Genomic DNA, 15,810 nt, shown 5'->3' with positions numbered 1-15,810 from the left:
AGCGGCTTGGTAGGGCACGGCTTAAGAACGCTTGGGAAAGGGGTTGTCAGACTTGTTTGATTTCTTGTTAAATGAGGATCAAAGGAAGCTTCGCGATGAAGTTAGACAGTTTGTTGCCCGTGTGGACCGCCAACTGATTTTGGATATGGACGCTGAGAAGATAGTTTACCCTCGGGGTTATGTTCGGGCCTTAGGGCAACAGAACTTGTTGGGCCTTCGCTTTCCGAGCCAATACGGCGGCCGAGGTTTAGGCTGGAGTTCAGAAATCGTAGCTCTTGAAGAAGTGGGGGTCCTTGGTACTTCCCTGGCTTGCCTCTATTCTCTACCCACCATTGTGGGTGAGGCTATTAACCGTTTTGGAAGCGCCAAGCTAAAGGAGAAGTACCTTCGACCCACCTTGGCTGGCGAGCTTTGCACTGCCGAGGCTTTAACTGAGCCCCGAGGCGGCTCTGACTTCTTTGGCGCTACCACCAAGGCGGAGAAGGTAGAAGGGGGCTTTATCCTAAATGGCCAGAAGCGGTTTGTGGTCGGCGCCGAAGGAGCGGATTACTTTATGGTCTATGCTCGCACCAACCTAGATCCGGCGGTAGCTCCCCATCAGGCCATCAGCGCCTTCATAGTTGACCGGGGGCCGGGGGTGGAAGTCAAGCACGTCTATGGGCTCATGGGTACCCGAGGTGGGGGCGCGGGCCGGCTGTTGTTTCGGGATGCCTTCGTTCCTGAAGAAAACCTATTGGGCGAACTCCACGGAGCCGCACCGATTTTCTATCAAATGATGATTCCTGAGCGCATGACCAGCGCCGCCGGAGCCATTGGCATGGCTCGGGCGGCGCTGGAGGTGGCTACCCGTTATAGCACCAAGCGCAAAGCTTTCGGCCGCCACATTAAAGAGTTTCAAGCGGTAAGTTTTAAAATCGCCGACTCCATCACTAAGCTGGATGCGGCGCGATCCTTGGTCTATGCTGCCGCTCGCTCCATCGATGAAGGTATGCCTTCCTCTTTGCAGCGGCGCATGGTATCCGAGGCCAAAAAGTTTGCTACCGAGTCGGCCTGGGAAGTCATTAATCATGCCATGCAAGTCATGGGTGGAATCGGCTACACGAGCATCTACCCGGTGGAGAGGTTGCTTCGCGATGCCCGCCTAATTATGATTTGGACCGGTACCAACGAAGTCATGGATTTAATTATACAACATGAATTCTACCAAGAATTTGACCGGGCCGGTGTGCTAGGCCGGGACGTAGAAGCCGATGCGGCTGAAGCTGATGCCGTTGAGGAAAAAGTATACGAGTAACCGGCCTTATTGCCTGGTTATCTCAACTGTGACACTTAAAGGCGGTTAGCATTTGTGGCGATGAATATCTTTTTTGGCTGGCAGCAGCTTGGCCGGGCGCTGTTCGGCCTGGAAGCAACCTAGAATCAGGGACAGAAGTGATATGAGGCCAGAGCCTTAGAAGATACCGACATACCGGCAGCCCTGGATCAACAAGAATGTGGAATTTATGACCGTCTTCAGGCTGGAGCGCATGGCCCGCTCCCTAACCCGGAGCAGTAGGGCCCACAGCTAAGCTACCTGCTGGCGGTAGGTTTCCAGCTTGACGTAGGCGGCGCTAAGGATGGCGGCCATATCCGGGGGCGGGTCAATCTGGTTTCGCAGCATGGCCTCGCCGCACACCAGGTTGATGAGTTCAGAGTATGATAGACCAGCGGCGCTGGCCACAAAGGCCAGGGACGAGGTAGGGGCCAAGGCCGGGGTACCATTGACATCAATTACCACCGGCCGGCCCTCTTGGTCTTCTTTGAGGTCGATACGGATACAATCCTGGGCCCCTACGGTCCGAAATATGGTCTCAGCCAAGCTCGCCAGGGGAGCGTAAAGGGGATGGGAAGAGGTAAAAAGCTCAAACAGATCCCTTTGCTCGTGCTCGCTACGCTTGACCTGGGTAGTGCGAATGGGGTAGTGGGGCGGAAAAGCTAGGATTGGCAGCACTGTAGGCCGTTCATTACCGATAACCCCAATGGTGTATTCACGTCCAGGCAAGTATTCTTCCACGATGACATCGGCCTTAAAACTTTGAGCCACTTTCCTTACTTGCCGCTCCAGTTCTTCAGGGGTGTAGACTATGGATTGGCTGTCTATGCCCAGGCTGGCACCTCCTCCTGCTGGCTTGACGAACAGCGGAAAGGGCAGCACATGAGGCGGCGGGAGCTGTTCTATCCTGTTGGTTACAGCCAGGCTGGCCTCAACCTTAAAGTAGAAAGGAACCCTTATTCCTACCTCAGACAACACCTGGTAGGTAATGTCTTTATGCCTTAACACCGTCATGGCTTCGGGCCCGGAATGGGAAAAGGGTTTTCCTAAGGCTCTAAGCAATCTTCGGATGTGAGCGGGACCGGTGCCGTTGTGCAAGGTAAAGGGAAACTTGAGGTAACCTTCTGCCAGTACCAGGGCTAGCTTGATGTTTGGGTGAGCGGACAGCGTTTCTACCAAATCCCGGGGTGAGTACAAGTTGCAAAGGATTATGTCTAGTCCAGCTTCCGCCAAGGGTGCGCTAATGGCGGAAACCACTTGGGGAGCTAGGCACTCGCTGAAGGCTCCAGTTCGGGCCGAGGCGGGGACAGCATTAAAGGCGAGTAGGATGGACATAGATATCTCCCTTCCAGGGGATGAATGGGTGGACCCTTCTCTTTTTAGCATGTCCTAGGAGAGTTTGACAAGCAGGAAATAGTTAGTAAGGAAACGAATTAACATAAGTCGTAGCTAGCCTACTGGTTCACGCTAAGCCGTACAACCAACCTGGGTACGTTGAATGCTAGCTACGAAAGACCGCGACGGGGTTTTCGCCGGTCCTTAACCTAGTATTCAGCTTGGGGGGCATGGCCGTGAAGTCCAACTGAAATTGCAGGGGATCGACGGTCGGGTGAATAGCTATTGGGAAAGGGGATGACCTCAGTGGGGAAGAGGACGGGGCAGGCGCTGATGACGGAGTCAGCCGACCCTAGGCGTTGGCGGGTGCTGGCAGCGGTGTTGGCGGCGGGCGTCATGGGCCCTTTAGATGCCAGCATTATTAACGTCAATCTCCCTACCATAGCCGGGTTTTTTCATGCGCCTATGTCTCTAGCTGGATGGGTACCCATGGCCTATCTCTTAGTGCTCAGCAGCTTGCTGTTGAGCTATGGTCGGCTGGGGGATATGTGGGGGTACCGGCGCTTGTTCTTAGGGGGCATCATCCTGTTTGTGATTTCATCGGCTTTGTGCGGCCTTTCTCCCTCCATGGGGTTTTTGATCGGCGCTCGTGCTCTCCAGGCGGTTGGAGCCGGCATGTTCATGGCAGTCATCCCGGCCATCATTACCACTACCTTTCCGGCTAGCGAGCGGGGCCGGGCCTTGGGCCTAAACGGCATGTCAGTGGCATTTGGGCTAGCCTTGGGGCCATCCCTGGGCGGAGCGATTACTGGCTGGTGGGGTTGGCGGTGGGTATTCTACATTAACGTTCCCATTGGCATCATCGGCTTCTTTTGGTCGCGGCGGCTCCTACCACCTGATCGGCCTCGGCCAACTGAACACTTTGACGGCCTAGGAGCGGTTCTAGCCTTTGTGACCCTGTTTAGCTTTTTGCTCTGGGTCAACCGCCTCCCCAGCTGGGGTCTATGGTCCTCTACCAGCCTGGCAGTTGGGCTTTTGGCCTTGGTAGGCGCCGCGTTGTTCGTCCTGTGGGAGCGGCGGGTGCCCCAGCCCATGCTGGATCTCAGCCTCTTTAAGAACCGGCTATTCAGCTGCGCCAACTTGGCAGCGCTGTTTAACTTCATGAGCCAGTATACTCTGGTTTTTTTGACCCCCTTTTATCTTCGGGATTACTTGGGCTTGCTCCCCGGACAAGTAGGGCTGCTCATGACTGCTTTCCCAGCAGTAGTTCTTTTCACTGCTCCCTGGTCTGGGGCCCTATCGGACCGGATCGGTACTCGTGGCCTTTCGATTTTGGGGGCTAGCCTGTGCGCGGTGGCTTTGGGCTGGCTGGCTTTGGGCGGAAGCGGCGGGGGAGCAGCGGCTGGGGGTATAACCGCCAGGGTCGGTTCTCAGGCCGCTGAGCCCTTACGGCTGGTAGTGGCCGGCCTGGCTTTGTTTGGACTTGGCACCGGCATCTTTCAATCTCCCAACAACAGCGCGGTGATGGGGAGCGTCCCTCGGGAGCGGACTGGGATTGCCTCCGGAGTGCTATCAGTAATCCGCAATGTGGGCATGGTCTTAGGGGTAGCTTTGGCTGGGGCAATATTTGCTTCTAGGGAGGCCCATTATCATGCCTTCGTCCCTGCCCTCCGGGACGCCTATCTGGCTGGCGCCCTCTTCACTACCCTTAGCGCTTTGCTATCGATCCCCGGGGTTCGGTCACAACGTAAAGAATCTAGGGCTGGTAAGTCCACCTAAGCTTATCTGCTGCCTAACGTGTTCCTAGGCTTTAATGTCCCTCTAAACCTCAGTAATCACACTCGAGCTGGATAGAAGCAGTCTCCGAAGCGAAGCCAATTTGTCGGAATACCCTCAAATTTCTCAAGGGGCAACACGTGGCGGTTGGTATAATTAAAACATGCAAGCATGTGAGTATTAGAATGCTTAGGTGAGGTGAACGATATGCGCACCACCATTGAGATCAGCAATGAGACCCGGGCCAAACTGATGGCCTTGGCTGCCAAAAGAGGGATGCGAGGGTACTCAGAAATCGTAAATGAAGCCATCGTAGAATACCTGAGCAAAGCAGAAGACCAGGAAAGGGACGTGGGCATACCCTGAGAAAGGGCGATAAAGGGCAGGCCTGGGGTGCACGGCTCTTACTCGGATGGTACTCCGCCAGGCGGTATAGGGCAATAAATCTTTACCCCTAAGCGGGCAAAGGCCTCGGGGCTAGCAAGGATTTGCTGCCAGTTATGCCGGGTGAGCTGCAGGGTGTGGTCCTGATGGGGGTGGTGCTTGCCCAGAGCTTGGCCAACTTGGGATAAAGTAGCCTGGGGAAAGATGACTACCGCCTTGGCGTCCAGGTTTTCAAACAACACCAGAGCATACTGGTCCATGTCGGCGGTAAAGCGTAAATGGTGTTCATTGACCCAGCGCCCAGGAGGATTAGCTAAGTACTTGACCTGAATCCGCTCCCCCTGAGATCCAACCACATCATAGCCTTTCTGAACCCTGCTCGCAGCCAGCTGCCCTCCCACCAGCGTTGCCACCAGACGTTCACTGAACTCCGCCAAAGGATCCCGGTTGGAAGCGGGACAGCCCAAGATTTTCATAAACTGCAGCCGGGCGTGCCGGTACTGATCAAATGCATTTAAAAGCCTTTCCAGGCTCGGATTCATATCTCGGCACCTCTGAAGCATACATGGGCGGAACCTGCCTGGCAGGCGCAGCACTTCTAGCTACTAGTATATTTAATTTCTGCTCGGGCTGAAAGCTTTAGTTTAGGTGCAGCAGAATTTGTTTGCATGTTGTGACTCTTGCGAGAAGAAATGGTTGACGGTTTGGACAAGGCCATGTTATCCTTAGTATTGCAAAAGGGGAGTAGCGACTTACCGGCCTAGCGCCAGTACGGAGCTAGACCTCCAAGGCACAATCGGAGGCTACCTCCCGCTAGGTTGGCGGGTTCCCCAGTTGGGGTATCCGGAAGCGAGACCTTTGGGCATCTGAGGATGCACAAAGGTCTTTTTTGATCTGTCCCCTTTTGCAGGCAAGACAACTTAAGTCTACGGCTAAACTTGGGAGGGGAGAGGATAAGTTGTTGTCGACACCAGCGTCCGAAGCTAGTGCCGCCATCCTACCAGAAGTTGCCAACGTCCAAGCTGAAAAGAAATGGTACCAAAGATCAGCTCAAGAGGTAGCTATGGCTCTCAATTCTAACTTGAAACAAGGACTCGAGGCCAATGAAGCCACCAAACGGCGGGGGGAGTACGGGCCCAACCAGTTGCAAGAGCCACCACCGCGCAGCCTTATCCAAATGATCTATTCCCAGATTAAAGAAGTTTTGGTGCTAATTCTCATTGCTGCCGCCATCATATCGGCAGCTTTAGGAGAGATCGAAGATTCCGGGGTAATCCTGGTCATCGTGGTTCTCAATGCTGCCTTAGGGGCGTTTCAGGAGAGCCGGGCCGAGCAAGCTTTGCGAGCCCTGAAAAAGCTCACCCAGCCGATGGCCAAAGTTTTGCGCGACGGCAGGCCGGATCAGGTGCCGGCGGCGGATTTGGTGCCTGGGGATGTAGTATTGCTGGAAGCCGGAGACTATGTCCCGGCCGATGCCCGCCTGATTGAGGTGGCTAGCTTGGCAGCGGACGAATCGGCCCTAACCGGGGAATCGGTGCCGGTGGAAAAGACGGCGGAGGTCTTATCAGGCCAGGAGGTGACGCTAGGCGACCAAAAGAACATGGTCTTCATGGGCACAGTGATCACCGCCGGACGAGGCCAGGCCATAGTAGTGGATACCGGCATGCGCACCCAAATTGGGCGCATCGCCAGCATGCTTCAGCAGGTGGAGCAGGAACCCACCCCCTTGCAACGCCGCTTGGCCGAACTCGGTAAATACTTGGGAGTCATTGCCCTGGCTGTGGTAGCGGTGGTGTTTATAGCCGGGCTACTGCGGGGCGAAGAGCTGCTGGAGATGTTCATGACCTCGGTAAGCTTGGCGGTAGCGGCGGTGCCGGAAGGCCTACCGGCAGTGGTCACCATCGTCTTGGCCCTGGGGGTGCAACGGATGAGCCGGCGCCAGGCCATCATCCGCAAGCTGGCAGCCGTAGAGACTTTAGGTACAGCCACGACCATCTGCTCGGACAAGACCGGCACCCTGACCAAGAATGAAATGACTGTGGCCCAGATCTATACCTCGGAAGGGGTTTGGAAAGTGACGGGAGTTGGCTACGCCCCTCGAGGCGAATTTATTGCCGTCGTCCACTCTGGACCGGAGTCTAAGCCGGTGACAGAGGGTTCTGAGGAAGCCGTTGACCAGACCGGGGAGAAAGCTGCGCAAGCCTTGGATGCAACCGGGATCCAAGGCAGCTTTGCTCCGGCTCTGGAGCGGATGCTTATAGGCGGAGCCTTGGCAAGTGACGCCTGGCTAACTCAGGATAATCACGGCCATTACCGAATCGTTGGTGATCCTACCGAAGGGGCGCTAGTAGTAGCCGCTGCCAAGGCTGGTTTCACCCGAGAGGGCCTCAACCGGGATTACCCCCGGGTGGGCGAGGTACCCTTTGACTCGGACCGGAAGATGATGACCACTTTTCACCAGGTACCGCCGGACCGATTTGGTGCGCCTGTGGTAAGCTTTACCAAGGGAGCTCCTGATATTGTGCTGGAACGGTGCCAGTCTTGGTACGGTCCCGATGGCGAGGTTGCTCCCCTGAATGATGCGGACAAACAGAAGCTTCTAGAGGCCAACTCTAAGCTGGCCTCACAGGGCATGCGGGTCTTGGCGCTGGCCACCCGGTCTTGGCTGCAAGTGCCGGAGGAGATGAGTTCCGAGGCGGTGGAGTCCGATATGACCTTTGTCGGGCTTTTTGCCATGCAAGACCCGGCCCGGCCAGAAGTAGCCCGGGCGGTAGAGGTTAGCCGCCAGGCGGGTATCCGTCCGGTTATGATCACCGGCGACCATCAGACTACGGCAGTGGCTATAGCCAAGGAGATCGGCATTTACCGTCCGGGAGACCAGGTCCTAACTGGGCTGGACCTAGAAAGAGCAAGTGATGAAGAATTGGAGGCAGCGGTCTTAAAGACCTCAGTCTATGCCCGAGTTTCGCCTCACCACAAGCTTCGAATTGTCAAGGCTCTCCGGGCCCATCAGCAGGTGGTAGCCATGACCGGCGACGGAGTAAATGATGCTCCTGCGCTCCGCCAGGCCGACATCGGTGTGGCCATGGGAATCACCGGAACGGAAGTAGCTAAGGAAGCCTCGGATATGGTACTCATGGACGATAACTTTGCTACTATCGTTAACGCCATCGAAGAAGGGCGAACTATTTATGCCAATATTCGCAAGACCATCCATTACCTCCTTTCCTGTAATATCGGTGAGATCGTTGCCATTTTCTTGGCCATCGTCATCGGTATGGGAAGCCCCTTAACTCCTATCCAGATCCTTTGGCTGAACTTGGTCACCGATGGATTTCCCGCCCTAGCTTTGGGCTTGGAAGGGGCTGAAAAGGGGGTTATGCAGAGGCCACCGCGGGGAGCCAAGGAGGGCATCTTTGCCGGCGGCTTAGGTATACAGATCGGTTGGCAAGGCATACTCATCGGCGGACTTTCCTTTACGGCTTATGCTCTGGCTATAGCAGGAGGGCGATCCCTGGTGGAGGCCCACACCATGGCCTTTTTAACCATGAGCCTTTCCCAGCTCTTCCACGCTTTCAATGTACGAGGGCCAATGTCGCTGGTAAAGATGGGGCTACTGTCCAATCGCTATCTGGTCGGTGCCTTCGGTTTATCAGCTGCTTTGCAGCTGGCGGTAATCTTGGTGCCACCGCTTAGAGAGATATTTGACACCGCCCTGTTGACTGCCAGCGATTGGCTGATAGTAGTGGGCTTAAGTTTCATGTCCATAGTGGTAGTGGAAGTGGTCAAGGCATTTACTGGTCTTCGTGCTTCCCAAACCGGTACGTCCGTACCGCTAGGATAATGATAATAACCGTTAGGTCTGGTCAAGCCTACACCAAATTCTGTCGAAATAGCAAATGTAAGGCAGGATTACGGGTCTGGGAATTGAATACCAGAATGACGGCCGAAGACCGGTTCGCCGGCAGGAGGCCATAAAGAGAAAGCACGGGGGCTTTGACCATGAGGCGGGAAGGATCTAATCTCAGGGTTAGCAAATTAGCGCGGATCGGGACAGGAGCAGTGGCCTTAATAATGGCAGTGCTCCTGCCTTTTAATGCCTGGGCCTGGGCGGCACTACCACCTATAATTGCTGTAGATCCCGGGCACGGAGGATCGGATCCCGGGGCAATAGGACCGACTGGACTTAAAGAGAAGATTCCTAACTTGGCTATTGCCCTGCACCTGCGCCAACTCCTCGAGGCCGAGGGCGTCAAGGTAGTCATGACTAGGGATGGTGACTACGACGTGTCTTTATCTGACCGGGTTACCAAAGCTCGAGGAGCAGGGGCCAAGCTTTTTATCTCCATACATAACAACGCTTTTGGCGACCCGAGGCCCAACGGCACTGAGACCTACTACTATAACAATAAGGTGGGTGGTGCTCCTGGCTCTCCCTATGTGGCTACCAGCCAGGCCATCGCTAGTTATGTGCAGAAAGCAGTGGTTAGCTCCATCTCTCGCTTTGACCGGGGAGTTCATTCCGCCAATTTCTATGTACTGCGCCAAAGCCCGATGCCGGCCGTGCTAATTGAAGGGGTGTTTATAAGTAACCCGGAGGAGGAAAGCCTGCTCAAGGACGTGTATTTTCAACAGCGCTTGGCCCAGGGCATTTTCAATGGCTTGCGAGCCTATTACAGCGCTCACGAGCAGGGCCCCGGCGGTCTAGTGGTGCCCACGGTCAGATTACCTTGGGGAGCCCGGGGTGAGGAAGTCAACAGGTTGCAGGAATGCCTACGGGCCCTGGGTGTGGATCTAGAGGTGAATGGGACCTATGATGCTCCTACCGAGATTGCCGTAGCTAGGTTGCAGAAGGCCATGGGGCTCGATGTAGATGGATGTTATGGCCCGGCTACGGCCAGCGCCCTTCGGCAGGCCCTCGAGCAAGGGTTAAAACTTCCTGTGACCTCAATCCAGGGCTCTGCTAGGCGCTTTACCGACATCGACGGTTATTGGGCCGAACATTTCATCTCGGTGCTCGGCTATATCGGGGTCATCCATGGCTATGCCAATGGCCAATTTCAGCCTGGCCAGCTGGTTACCCGGGCTCAGGCCGCCAAAATGATAGTAAGGGCAACCGAGGCCGCAAGAGAAGAGGGGCAAGAGCTTAGGATCTTCCTGACTCCTAACGCCCAAGCCGCCAGTAAGTTCGCTGACTTGCAGGGTCAGGATATGGCTTGGGCTCGCCCGTATGTTGGCGCTGCTGCCGAGGCCGGAGTGGTAATGGGTTACTCCGAAACCAGTTTCCATCCCAACGAGCCCTTGACCCGGGCCCAGCTGGCGGTTATGATTAGCCGTTTGCTGCCGGAGACTGGGACGGTTGTGCCCCGGGCCCCGTTCTCTGACACCCGATACAGCTGGGCCCGAGCGGAAATCGATCGCGCTTATCAGGCTGGCATCGTCAGCGGCTATGGGGACGGGACCTTTGGTCCTGAACGGTATATAACCCGGGCTGAGCTGACCAAGATCCTCTACCAGCTAATCTATGGCCGGTTCTAGCCTATGTATCAGCTTGTCTGCTTGCATATATTGGAGCCATTTGCTTCAAACTAACCGAGGCGCTTGGTAATTGAATTCCAAGGGAACAGGAGCTTATTGGCATTGGCTCAAGAAAGCGGTAAACTAAAAGTTTGGATAGCAGGTCCTTCAGCACTCATTTATGTTGAGTGCTAATTTCTTGGGTGCATTTGATCGAGGTTTTTCTTGCCAGCGCCGCTTACCAAGGTTGTCCATGGAAAATTGTTATTGCTATACATTCTAAGTGGTAGATATTGGCATAATGCACGTATTTTGGAAGGAGTGGGTGGCATGCGAGTTCTGCAACTGCACTGGGCCTTTCCGCCCACTATCGGAGGGGTGGAAACTCACCTGGTTTTACTAGGTAAGGGTCTAGTTCGCAAGGGGTTGGAAGTTAGCCTCCTTACTGGTACGGCCAGCGACGCGGACATGATCGAGGATTACCATTGGGAAGGCATGCGCATCCGGCGCACCCCGCTCATGGATTTAAACCACCTGACGCCCGAGAGCATCCGAGCCAAGGAAGATGCCATCCGGCGCGAGATCCATAACTTTGTAGAAGAGACCAGACCCCAGATCATCCATGCCCACAACATGCACTACTTTAGCCCTTTGCACACCAAAATTTTGGTGGAGATTAAGGAGCGGTTGGGCATTCCCCTTATCCTTACTGCCCACAACGTGTGGGAGGATGAGACTGCTGAGGAGATGCTCCAGTTTGCTTCGGCCTGGGACGGCATCATCTGCGTCAGCGATTACATCCGGCGCGAGATGGAGAAGGCGGGATACCCCAAAGATCGCTTGCGGGTAGTCTACCACGGCATCGATACCGAGCGCTTTGCCCCGGCTACCCCGGAAGAGAAAAAAGCTATTCGCAACCAGTATCCAGAGCTGGAAGGCAAAAAGATTATTTTCCACCCGGCGCGCATGGGTAAAGCCAAAGGCTGCCATGTTAGCGTCCGAGCCTTAGACCTGGTGCGCCGGCAATTCCCTACCGCAGTTTTGGCCATGGCCGGCAGCGGCAACATTGTCGATTGGTGCCGCCATCAGCCCAAGGAAATCAAGGAGATCACTGACCTAATCAACGAGCTTAATCTCCGAGACCACGTGTTTATCAAGCTTTTCTCCTGGGACGAGATGCCCCAGTTCTACAAGATTTGCGACGTCTGTATCTATCCCTCCATCAATCAGGAACCGTTCGGGCTGGTGATGCTGGAGGCGATGGCTTCAGGAAAGCCGTTGGTGGTTACTTATTCGGGCGGTATGCCTGAGGTGGTGAAGGATGGCTACAACGGCTTCGTGGTAGGCCGGAGCGATCACCGGGAGCTGGCTGACCGGATCATCCAGATCCTTTCCGACTCTCAGCTGGCCGGCCGTTTAGTTGAAAACGGTTTACGGTCAGTGCACCAGAACTACAATTGGAACCTAATGGTTAACAACACTATAACCGCCTACGAGCGGTTCCTGGAGGCTAGCCGAGCCCGGCGGGAGGAAAAGCGGAAGGAGAAGTTAGCCAAGAAAGTCGCCAGGAAGGAAGCGGTGTTGCGGCCGGTAGCGGCAGAGCCGGGAATGGCGAGGGTAGCGATAAACCCAAGCATCGCGCCGGCAGGGGCGCCCGAGGTAAGGGTGTCGGGGGTGAGAGCACCAGCCGAACCCACTGGCTCGGCCGGCGCCGAACTGCGGGCGGCAGGCATGGGTGGTGCGGGTGCCGCCCAAGAAGAAGCCTAATCGGCTTCAATGGCCCGGACCAAAGCGTAAAGGAAGTTGGCGACCACTCCCATGGTCTTGGGGTCAATATTGTCATAAGTATCGGTATACCAGTGCCAGTTAGGCAGCAAACCATTTTCATCTTCGGCCCGGATGCTGAGAATGCGAAATCCCCGAGCTAGGGCGGGATTGGCATCGGTCATCATGATCTGGTTTACAGCCTCTTGGATTCCCCACTCGGGGTGGCCCGCGCTAACGCGCCGGGCCACCCCGACTAAATATTCATCGCAGGGGTAGACTGCTAGCATCCCTTCACCGGTGGTATACTTGACGGTACCGGTACCCAAGTTGTCGAGGTTGATGAAATAGGCATCCCGAAGTTGGGGGCCATACTCATCTAGGAAGTAGATCATGCCGATGGTTCCTACTTCTTCGCATCCGGTGGAGACGCACCAAAGCTCGATGTGATTGAGCCCTTCCTGAGCCAATCTTTCCCCTACGGCTAGCATAGCTGCTTCTCCCGAGGCGTTGTCGTTAGCTCCAGGGGTATACTCGCCGCTTAGCTCCCGGTGCACCATCAGCAGGAAAGCAGCCAGAAGGTACAAGTAAAACGGGGTTTGAGCATAGGGTATCCAAAGCCAGCGAGGGAAGACCAAGCTAAGCAGGTTGAGTAAGGGAACCACAGCTAAGCAGGCGGTGCCCAGGAGAAAGGTCAGGCGGAAATAGGGAACTTGCTCGGGACTAAACATGGATGCCGAGCGGGAGGAATCGTGGTGAGCTACCAGTACCACCCGCTTGGGAATGGGTCTGGGTATGGAGATGGGCGAGGAAGAAGTGCTACTGGTAGCCTCGCCTTTAGGCCGAACTATGCCGATGACATTTTGGCTGGGCTTTTTGGGAAAGAGTTTCCAGAAGCTTCCCCGGGAGCTATTCTCCATAACAAAAAGGATAAGGGCCAAGAGGCTAATGGCTGTAGCCAGCCAATGATTAACCCAGTACAACAACCCGGCTAGCCCTCCTAAAAGGTAAAGGGCGCCGTAAATCCAGGAAAAGCTGGTTGGAGACATGAACTCTTGCCGGCGCACTTCACTGGCCCAGCGACTCATCTCTTGGTCTATGTAGTCGGCGGCGCGGGCCTCGGCTGGGGTGGTAGAACCGCGCGGGCCAATCTCCTGGGAAAGAGCCCAAATGTGACGCATCAATTCCATCGACGACCCTCCTCCCAAAAACCATTTACTTCCAGCGACCAGCCCTTGCACCTACCCTTCGGAACCTCCCCAGGGATAGCCGGGCAGGGGCCAAATAGCTGGTTTTTCATTACCTGTATTTCTTCTCTCCCCTGGGATAGCCCTCATATCCGGCTCGGGAATTCCGGCTTGCCAGAGCACCTTGACTGCGGGCCCGGGCTTTCTGAAAATCCTGGCGGCGAATGACTACTGGTCGTCTGGCCTGCACCATTCTTACCAATAGGTAGCCAGCTACCAGTACGGCCAGGAGCACCACGGTCCCAACATCCAGGTACTCGGCCAGGTAAGTTTGGGCCATTGGTCCCAGGATGAAGATAACCACCCCTTCAGCAAAAAAGCGCAGGGCCCGGCCTGCCAATGAGGCAATGCCGAAGGTTATCAAGTTGATCCGGGCGATGCCGGCAGCAATGGTAAAGACCTTGTAGGGGATGGGAGTAAGGGCTGCGGCAAGCACTGCCCACCCGCCCCACCGCTGGAACAGGTCATCCACCTGCTGCATCCGGACCTCGGAAATCAATCGCCGGAGCAAGGGCCGGCCAAATTTGACTCCCAGGACATAGCCAAAATATCCTCCCATAACTGAACCTACCGTGGTGATGGCGGCATACCATATGGCCCGGCCGGGTCGGAGGATAGCTAGGGGGATAAGTAGGGCATCGGGGGGGACGGGGAAGAAGGATGCCTCCATGAAAGCCAAAACAAATAATCCCCACCCGCCCCAGGGGAGAAAGTAATTGATGGATTGACTCAAGGTGTCCCAGAGGTTCAACTACTTCACTCCATATGCGACCCATTGTGAGGTTGGAGACAATTCGCGTAGCCTGTCTCTATCAGTTCTCTATGTTGCTAATTTATTCCTGCCTGGCCTTAGTATTACCATTTGCTTTCTTCAGGCATTTCTTTACCAGCTCGTACTTTAGCATCACGCTTTTGAGATCCTCAAATCAGACCATGTGAAGGCACGGCCTTAGCTATAATGGCGGCATTGGTCGTCTTGGGAGAGCTGGGCAAGAGATAGCCGTTGGTCTCGATGCGAGGCCGTCTCCAGTTCTGAGCCGCCGGCATAATCAAGGCCCTGCCCGGTTGTTGGCCAGAGCAGGGCCGGATTATGGCAAGTAGCTAGTTTGCGCTTTATTGGCCAGCGGCGGTGAGGACGTTGGCCTGGTGGACCGGGTCGAGAGCGTTGGTGTTGTGGCTACGGCTGTTATAGAAATAGAGGTCAAAATGACCGGGGAAGTTGTTGTCATAGATAGTCTCAACGCTATGGGGCATTCCCGCCATGGAGGCGGCCAAAAGCCGGTCACCCACTCGCAGGAGGATAGGTCGCTTGGCCCAAGACCATTGCCCGCCAAAAACGCTCTTCATCACCGCGGTGTCAGCGGCGGTGAGGGGCTCAGAGTCAGCGTGGTTGGAGCCGCCCAGGTGGCGAACCCGAAAGCTCCTGCCGGTATAGAAGTCGATGACCGTAGCTGTACAGCCGGGGTTATAAATCCATCGCGCCCAATCCCACTCCAGAAGCTCGCCATAACCGGGCTTCTGGGTTCCTCGTGGACCTTCAACTTGTACCGGCTCGGCCCCTGGGGGTATGTAGAGGGGCTGGCCGGGCATGAGGATATCAGAATGGAGGCGGTTGGTCTGATAAATGGCATTCTGGGTGGTACCAAATTTCTGAGCTATGCCCCAGAGGGTATCGCCAGCTACTACCCGGTAAACCGATAGCTCTGCCGCTGGTGGCTGGGGGGCCGGAGCGGGCTGGGGCTCTGGTTGTGGTCCTGGCTGAGGGACCGGAGCCGGGGTCGGGCCGGGCTGGGGAGCGGGCGTGGGCGGCGGTGCCGGCTTACTACGTTGACCTGGAAGCATCAGCACTTGGCCGACCAGGAGGTCGTAGCCGCTTAACCGGTTGACCCTTACCAAGTCATCCACGGTGGTTCCTAGCTTCCGAGCTATCAAGTATAAGCTGTCGCCTGGTTGAACTTGGTAGGCTTGATACCCGCTTTTGGCTACAGGTATCTTTAAGGCTTGTCCCACCCATAAATAATCGGATGTTATTCCATTGGCTCGCTGAATATCGCTCACGGTTATGGTACCAATACGCTGGGCCAGGAGCCAAAGGGTATCTCCTTTTTGGACCCGGTAGAGGTAATAACCTTGGTTTTGGGTTGGCTGGTAGAGGATAGGTAAGAACAGGGGTTGGCCTACTTGCAGGTAATTGCTTCTCAGGCGATTGGTGTTGATAATGGCGGCCACTGAGGTTTCGTAGCGCTGGGACAACAGCCACAGCGTATCGCCGGGGGCAACCCGATAAGCAATGGTTGCCGGCCTGTAGGCCACCGTGGCGCTGGCGGCAGTAGCGCTAGCCGCGCCGGTCTGGGTGGCGGCTGCGGCGCTGCCGTCCCATCCGACCCACAATCCGGTTGCTAACACTACCGACAGAGTCCCAGCCAGCCAAGCTTTTGGTTTAGGCATAACCACCTCTCCCCTTTGCCTTTCCGG

General features: G+C 55.7%; 11 protein-coding genes. 6 read left to right on the top strand and 5 right to left on the bottom strand.

Going from position 1 to position 15,810, the window contains the following annotated elements:
- Positions 1 to 52 precede the first annotated feature (52 nt).
- Positions 53 to 1,294, top strand: a complete 1,242-nt coding sequence (locus H5U02_01305; protein MBC7341087.1) for an acyl-CoA/acyl-ACP dehydrogenase — start codon at positions 53 to 55, stop codon at positions 1,292 to 1,294.
- 270 nt (positions 1,295 to 1,564) lie between these two features.
- Here H5U02_01305 and H5U02_01300 read toward each other — a convergent pair whose 3' ends face one another.
- On the bottom strand, positions 1,565 to 2,647 hold the full coding sequence (locus tag H5U02_01300) for a hypothetical protein (protein MBC7341086.1): 1,083 nt from the start codon (positions 2,645 to 2,647) through the stop codon (positions 1,565 to 1,567).
- A 333-nt stretch (positions 2,648 to 2,980) separates the two neighbouring features.
- Here H5U02_01300 and H5U02_01295 point away from each other — a divergent pair, with 333 nt between their 5' ends.
- Positions 2,981 to 4,426, top strand: a complete 1,446-nt coding sequence (locus H5U02_01295; GenBank protein ID MBC7341085.1) for an MFS transporter — start codon at positions 2,981 to 2,983, stop codon at positions 4,424 to 4,426.
- A gap of 204 nt (positions 4,427 to 4,630) precedes the next feature.
- Entirely contained in the window at positions 4,631 to 4,789 is a 159-nt protein-coding gene (locus tag H5U02_01290) for a hypothetical protein (protein MBC7341084.1), read from the top strand.
- 38 nt (positions 4,790 to 4,827) lie between these two features.
- Here H5U02_01290 and H5U02_01285 read toward each other — a convergent pair whose 3' ends face one another.
- Entirely contained in the window at positions 4,828 to 5,349 is a 522-nt protein-coding gene (locus H5U02_01285) for a hypothetical protein (protein ID MBC7341083.1), read from the bottom strand.
- Positions 5,350 to 5,765: 416 nt separating this feature from the next.
- Here H5U02_01285 and H5U02_01280 point away from each other — a divergent pair, with 416 nt between their 5' ends.
- The 3 genes from H5U02_01280 to H5U02_01270 all read left to right on the top strand — a co-directional run bounded on the left by H5U02_01280 (position 5,766) and on the right by H5U02_01270 (position 12,091).
- Positions 5,766 to 8,651 carry a cation-translocating P-type ATPase gene (locus H5U02_01280; protein ID MBC7341082.1) on the top strand — a complete coding sequence of 962 codons (2,886 nt, stop codon included), beginning with the start codon at positions 5,766 to 5,768 and terminating at the stop codon, positions 8,649 to 8,651.
- Positions 8,652 to 8,809: 158 nt separating this feature from the next.
- Positions 8,810 to 10,345: an N-acetylmuramoyl-L-alanine amidase gene (locus H5U02_01275; protein ID MBC7341081.1), complete on the top strand. Its 1,536-nt coding sequence runs from the start codon at positions 8,810 to 8,812 to the stop codon at positions 10,343 to 10,345.
- Between the two features lie 309 nt (positions 10,346 to 10,654).
- Positions 10,655 to 12,091 (top strand): glycosyltransferase family 4 protein, encoded by a 1,437-nt coding sequence (locus H5U02_01270; protein ID MBC7341080.1) that lies wholly within the window; start codon positions 10,655 to 10,657, stop codon positions 12,089 to 12,091.
- On the opposite strand, the gene H5U02_01265 is transcribed toward H5U02_01270, so the two are convergent.
- The 3 genes from H5U02_01265 to H5U02_01255 all read right to left on the bottom strand — a co-directional run bounded on the left by H5U02_01265 (position 12,088) and on the right by H5U02_01255 (position 15,783).
- Positions 12,088 to 13,278 carry a M28 family peptidase gene (locus tag H5U02_01265; protein MBC7341079.1) on the bottom strand — a complete coding sequence of 397 codons (1,191 nt, stop codon included), beginning with the start codon at positions 13,276 to 13,278 and terminating at the stop codon, positions 12,088 to 12,090. The two genes, H5U02_01270 and H5U02_01265, sit on opposite strands and share 4 nt — an antisense overlap.
- Positions 13,279 to 13,387: 109 nt before the next feature.
- A complete protein-coding gene (locus H5U02_01260; GenBank protein MBC7341078.1) occupies positions 13,388 to 14,086 on the bottom strand; it encodes a DedA family protein in 699 nt (232 codons plus the stop codon).
- A gap of 362 nt (positions 14,087 to 14,448) precedes the next feature.
- On the bottom strand, positions 14,449 to 15,783 hold the full coding sequence (locus H5U02_01255; protein MBC7341077.1) for a LysM peptidoglycan-binding domain-containing protein: 1,335 nt from the start codon (positions 15,781 to 15,783) through the stop codon (positions 14,449 to 14,451).
- Between the last annotated feature and the right edge of the window lie 27 nt (positions 15,784 to 15,810).

This window comes from Clostridia bacterium (assembly GCA_014360065.1).
In the GTDB taxonomy this organism is placed as follows: domain Bacteria; phylum Bacillota; class DSM-521; order Neomoorellales; family JACIYF01; genus JACIYF01.
This window is presented reverse-complemented; position numbering and strand designations above follow the sequence as displayed.

What these genes read in the sequence shown, in the direction of transcription:
- H5U02_01300 (MBC7341086.1), bottom strand. Translation starts at nt 2,647, where the DNA reads ATGTCCATCCTACTCGCCTTTAATGCTGTCCCCGCCTCGGCCCGAACT.
- H5U02_01285 (MBC7341083.1), bottom strand. Translation starts at nt 5,349, where the DNA reads ATGAATCCGAGCCTGGAAAGGCTTTTAAATGCATTTGATCAGTACCGG.
- H5U02_01255 (MBC7341077.1), bottom strand. Translation starts at nt 15,783, where the DNA reads ATGCCTAAACCAAAAGCTTGGCTGGCTGGGACTCTGTCGGTAGTGTTA.
- H5U02_01265 (MBC7341079.1), bottom strand. Translation starts at nt 13,278, where the DNA reads ATGGAATTGATGCGTCACATTTGGGCTCTTTCCCAGGAGATTGGCCCG.
- H5U02_01275 (MBC7341081.1), top strand. Translation starts at nt 8,810, where the DNA reads ATGAGGCGGGAAGGATCTAATCTCAGGGTTAGCAAATTAGCGCGGATC.
- H5U02_01270 (MBC7341080.1), top strand. Translation starts at nt 10,655, where the DNA reads ATGCGAGTTCTGCAACTGCACTGGGCCTTTCCGCCCACTATCGGAGGG.
- H5U02_01295 (MBC7341085.1), top strand. Translation starts at nt 2,981, where the DNA reads ATGACGGAGTCAGCCGACCCTAGGCGTTGGCGGGTGCTGGCAGCGGTG.
- H5U02_01290 (MBC7341084.1), top strand. Translation starts at nt 4,631, where the DNA reads ATGCGCACCACCATTGAGATCAGCAATGAGACCCGGGCCAAACTGATG.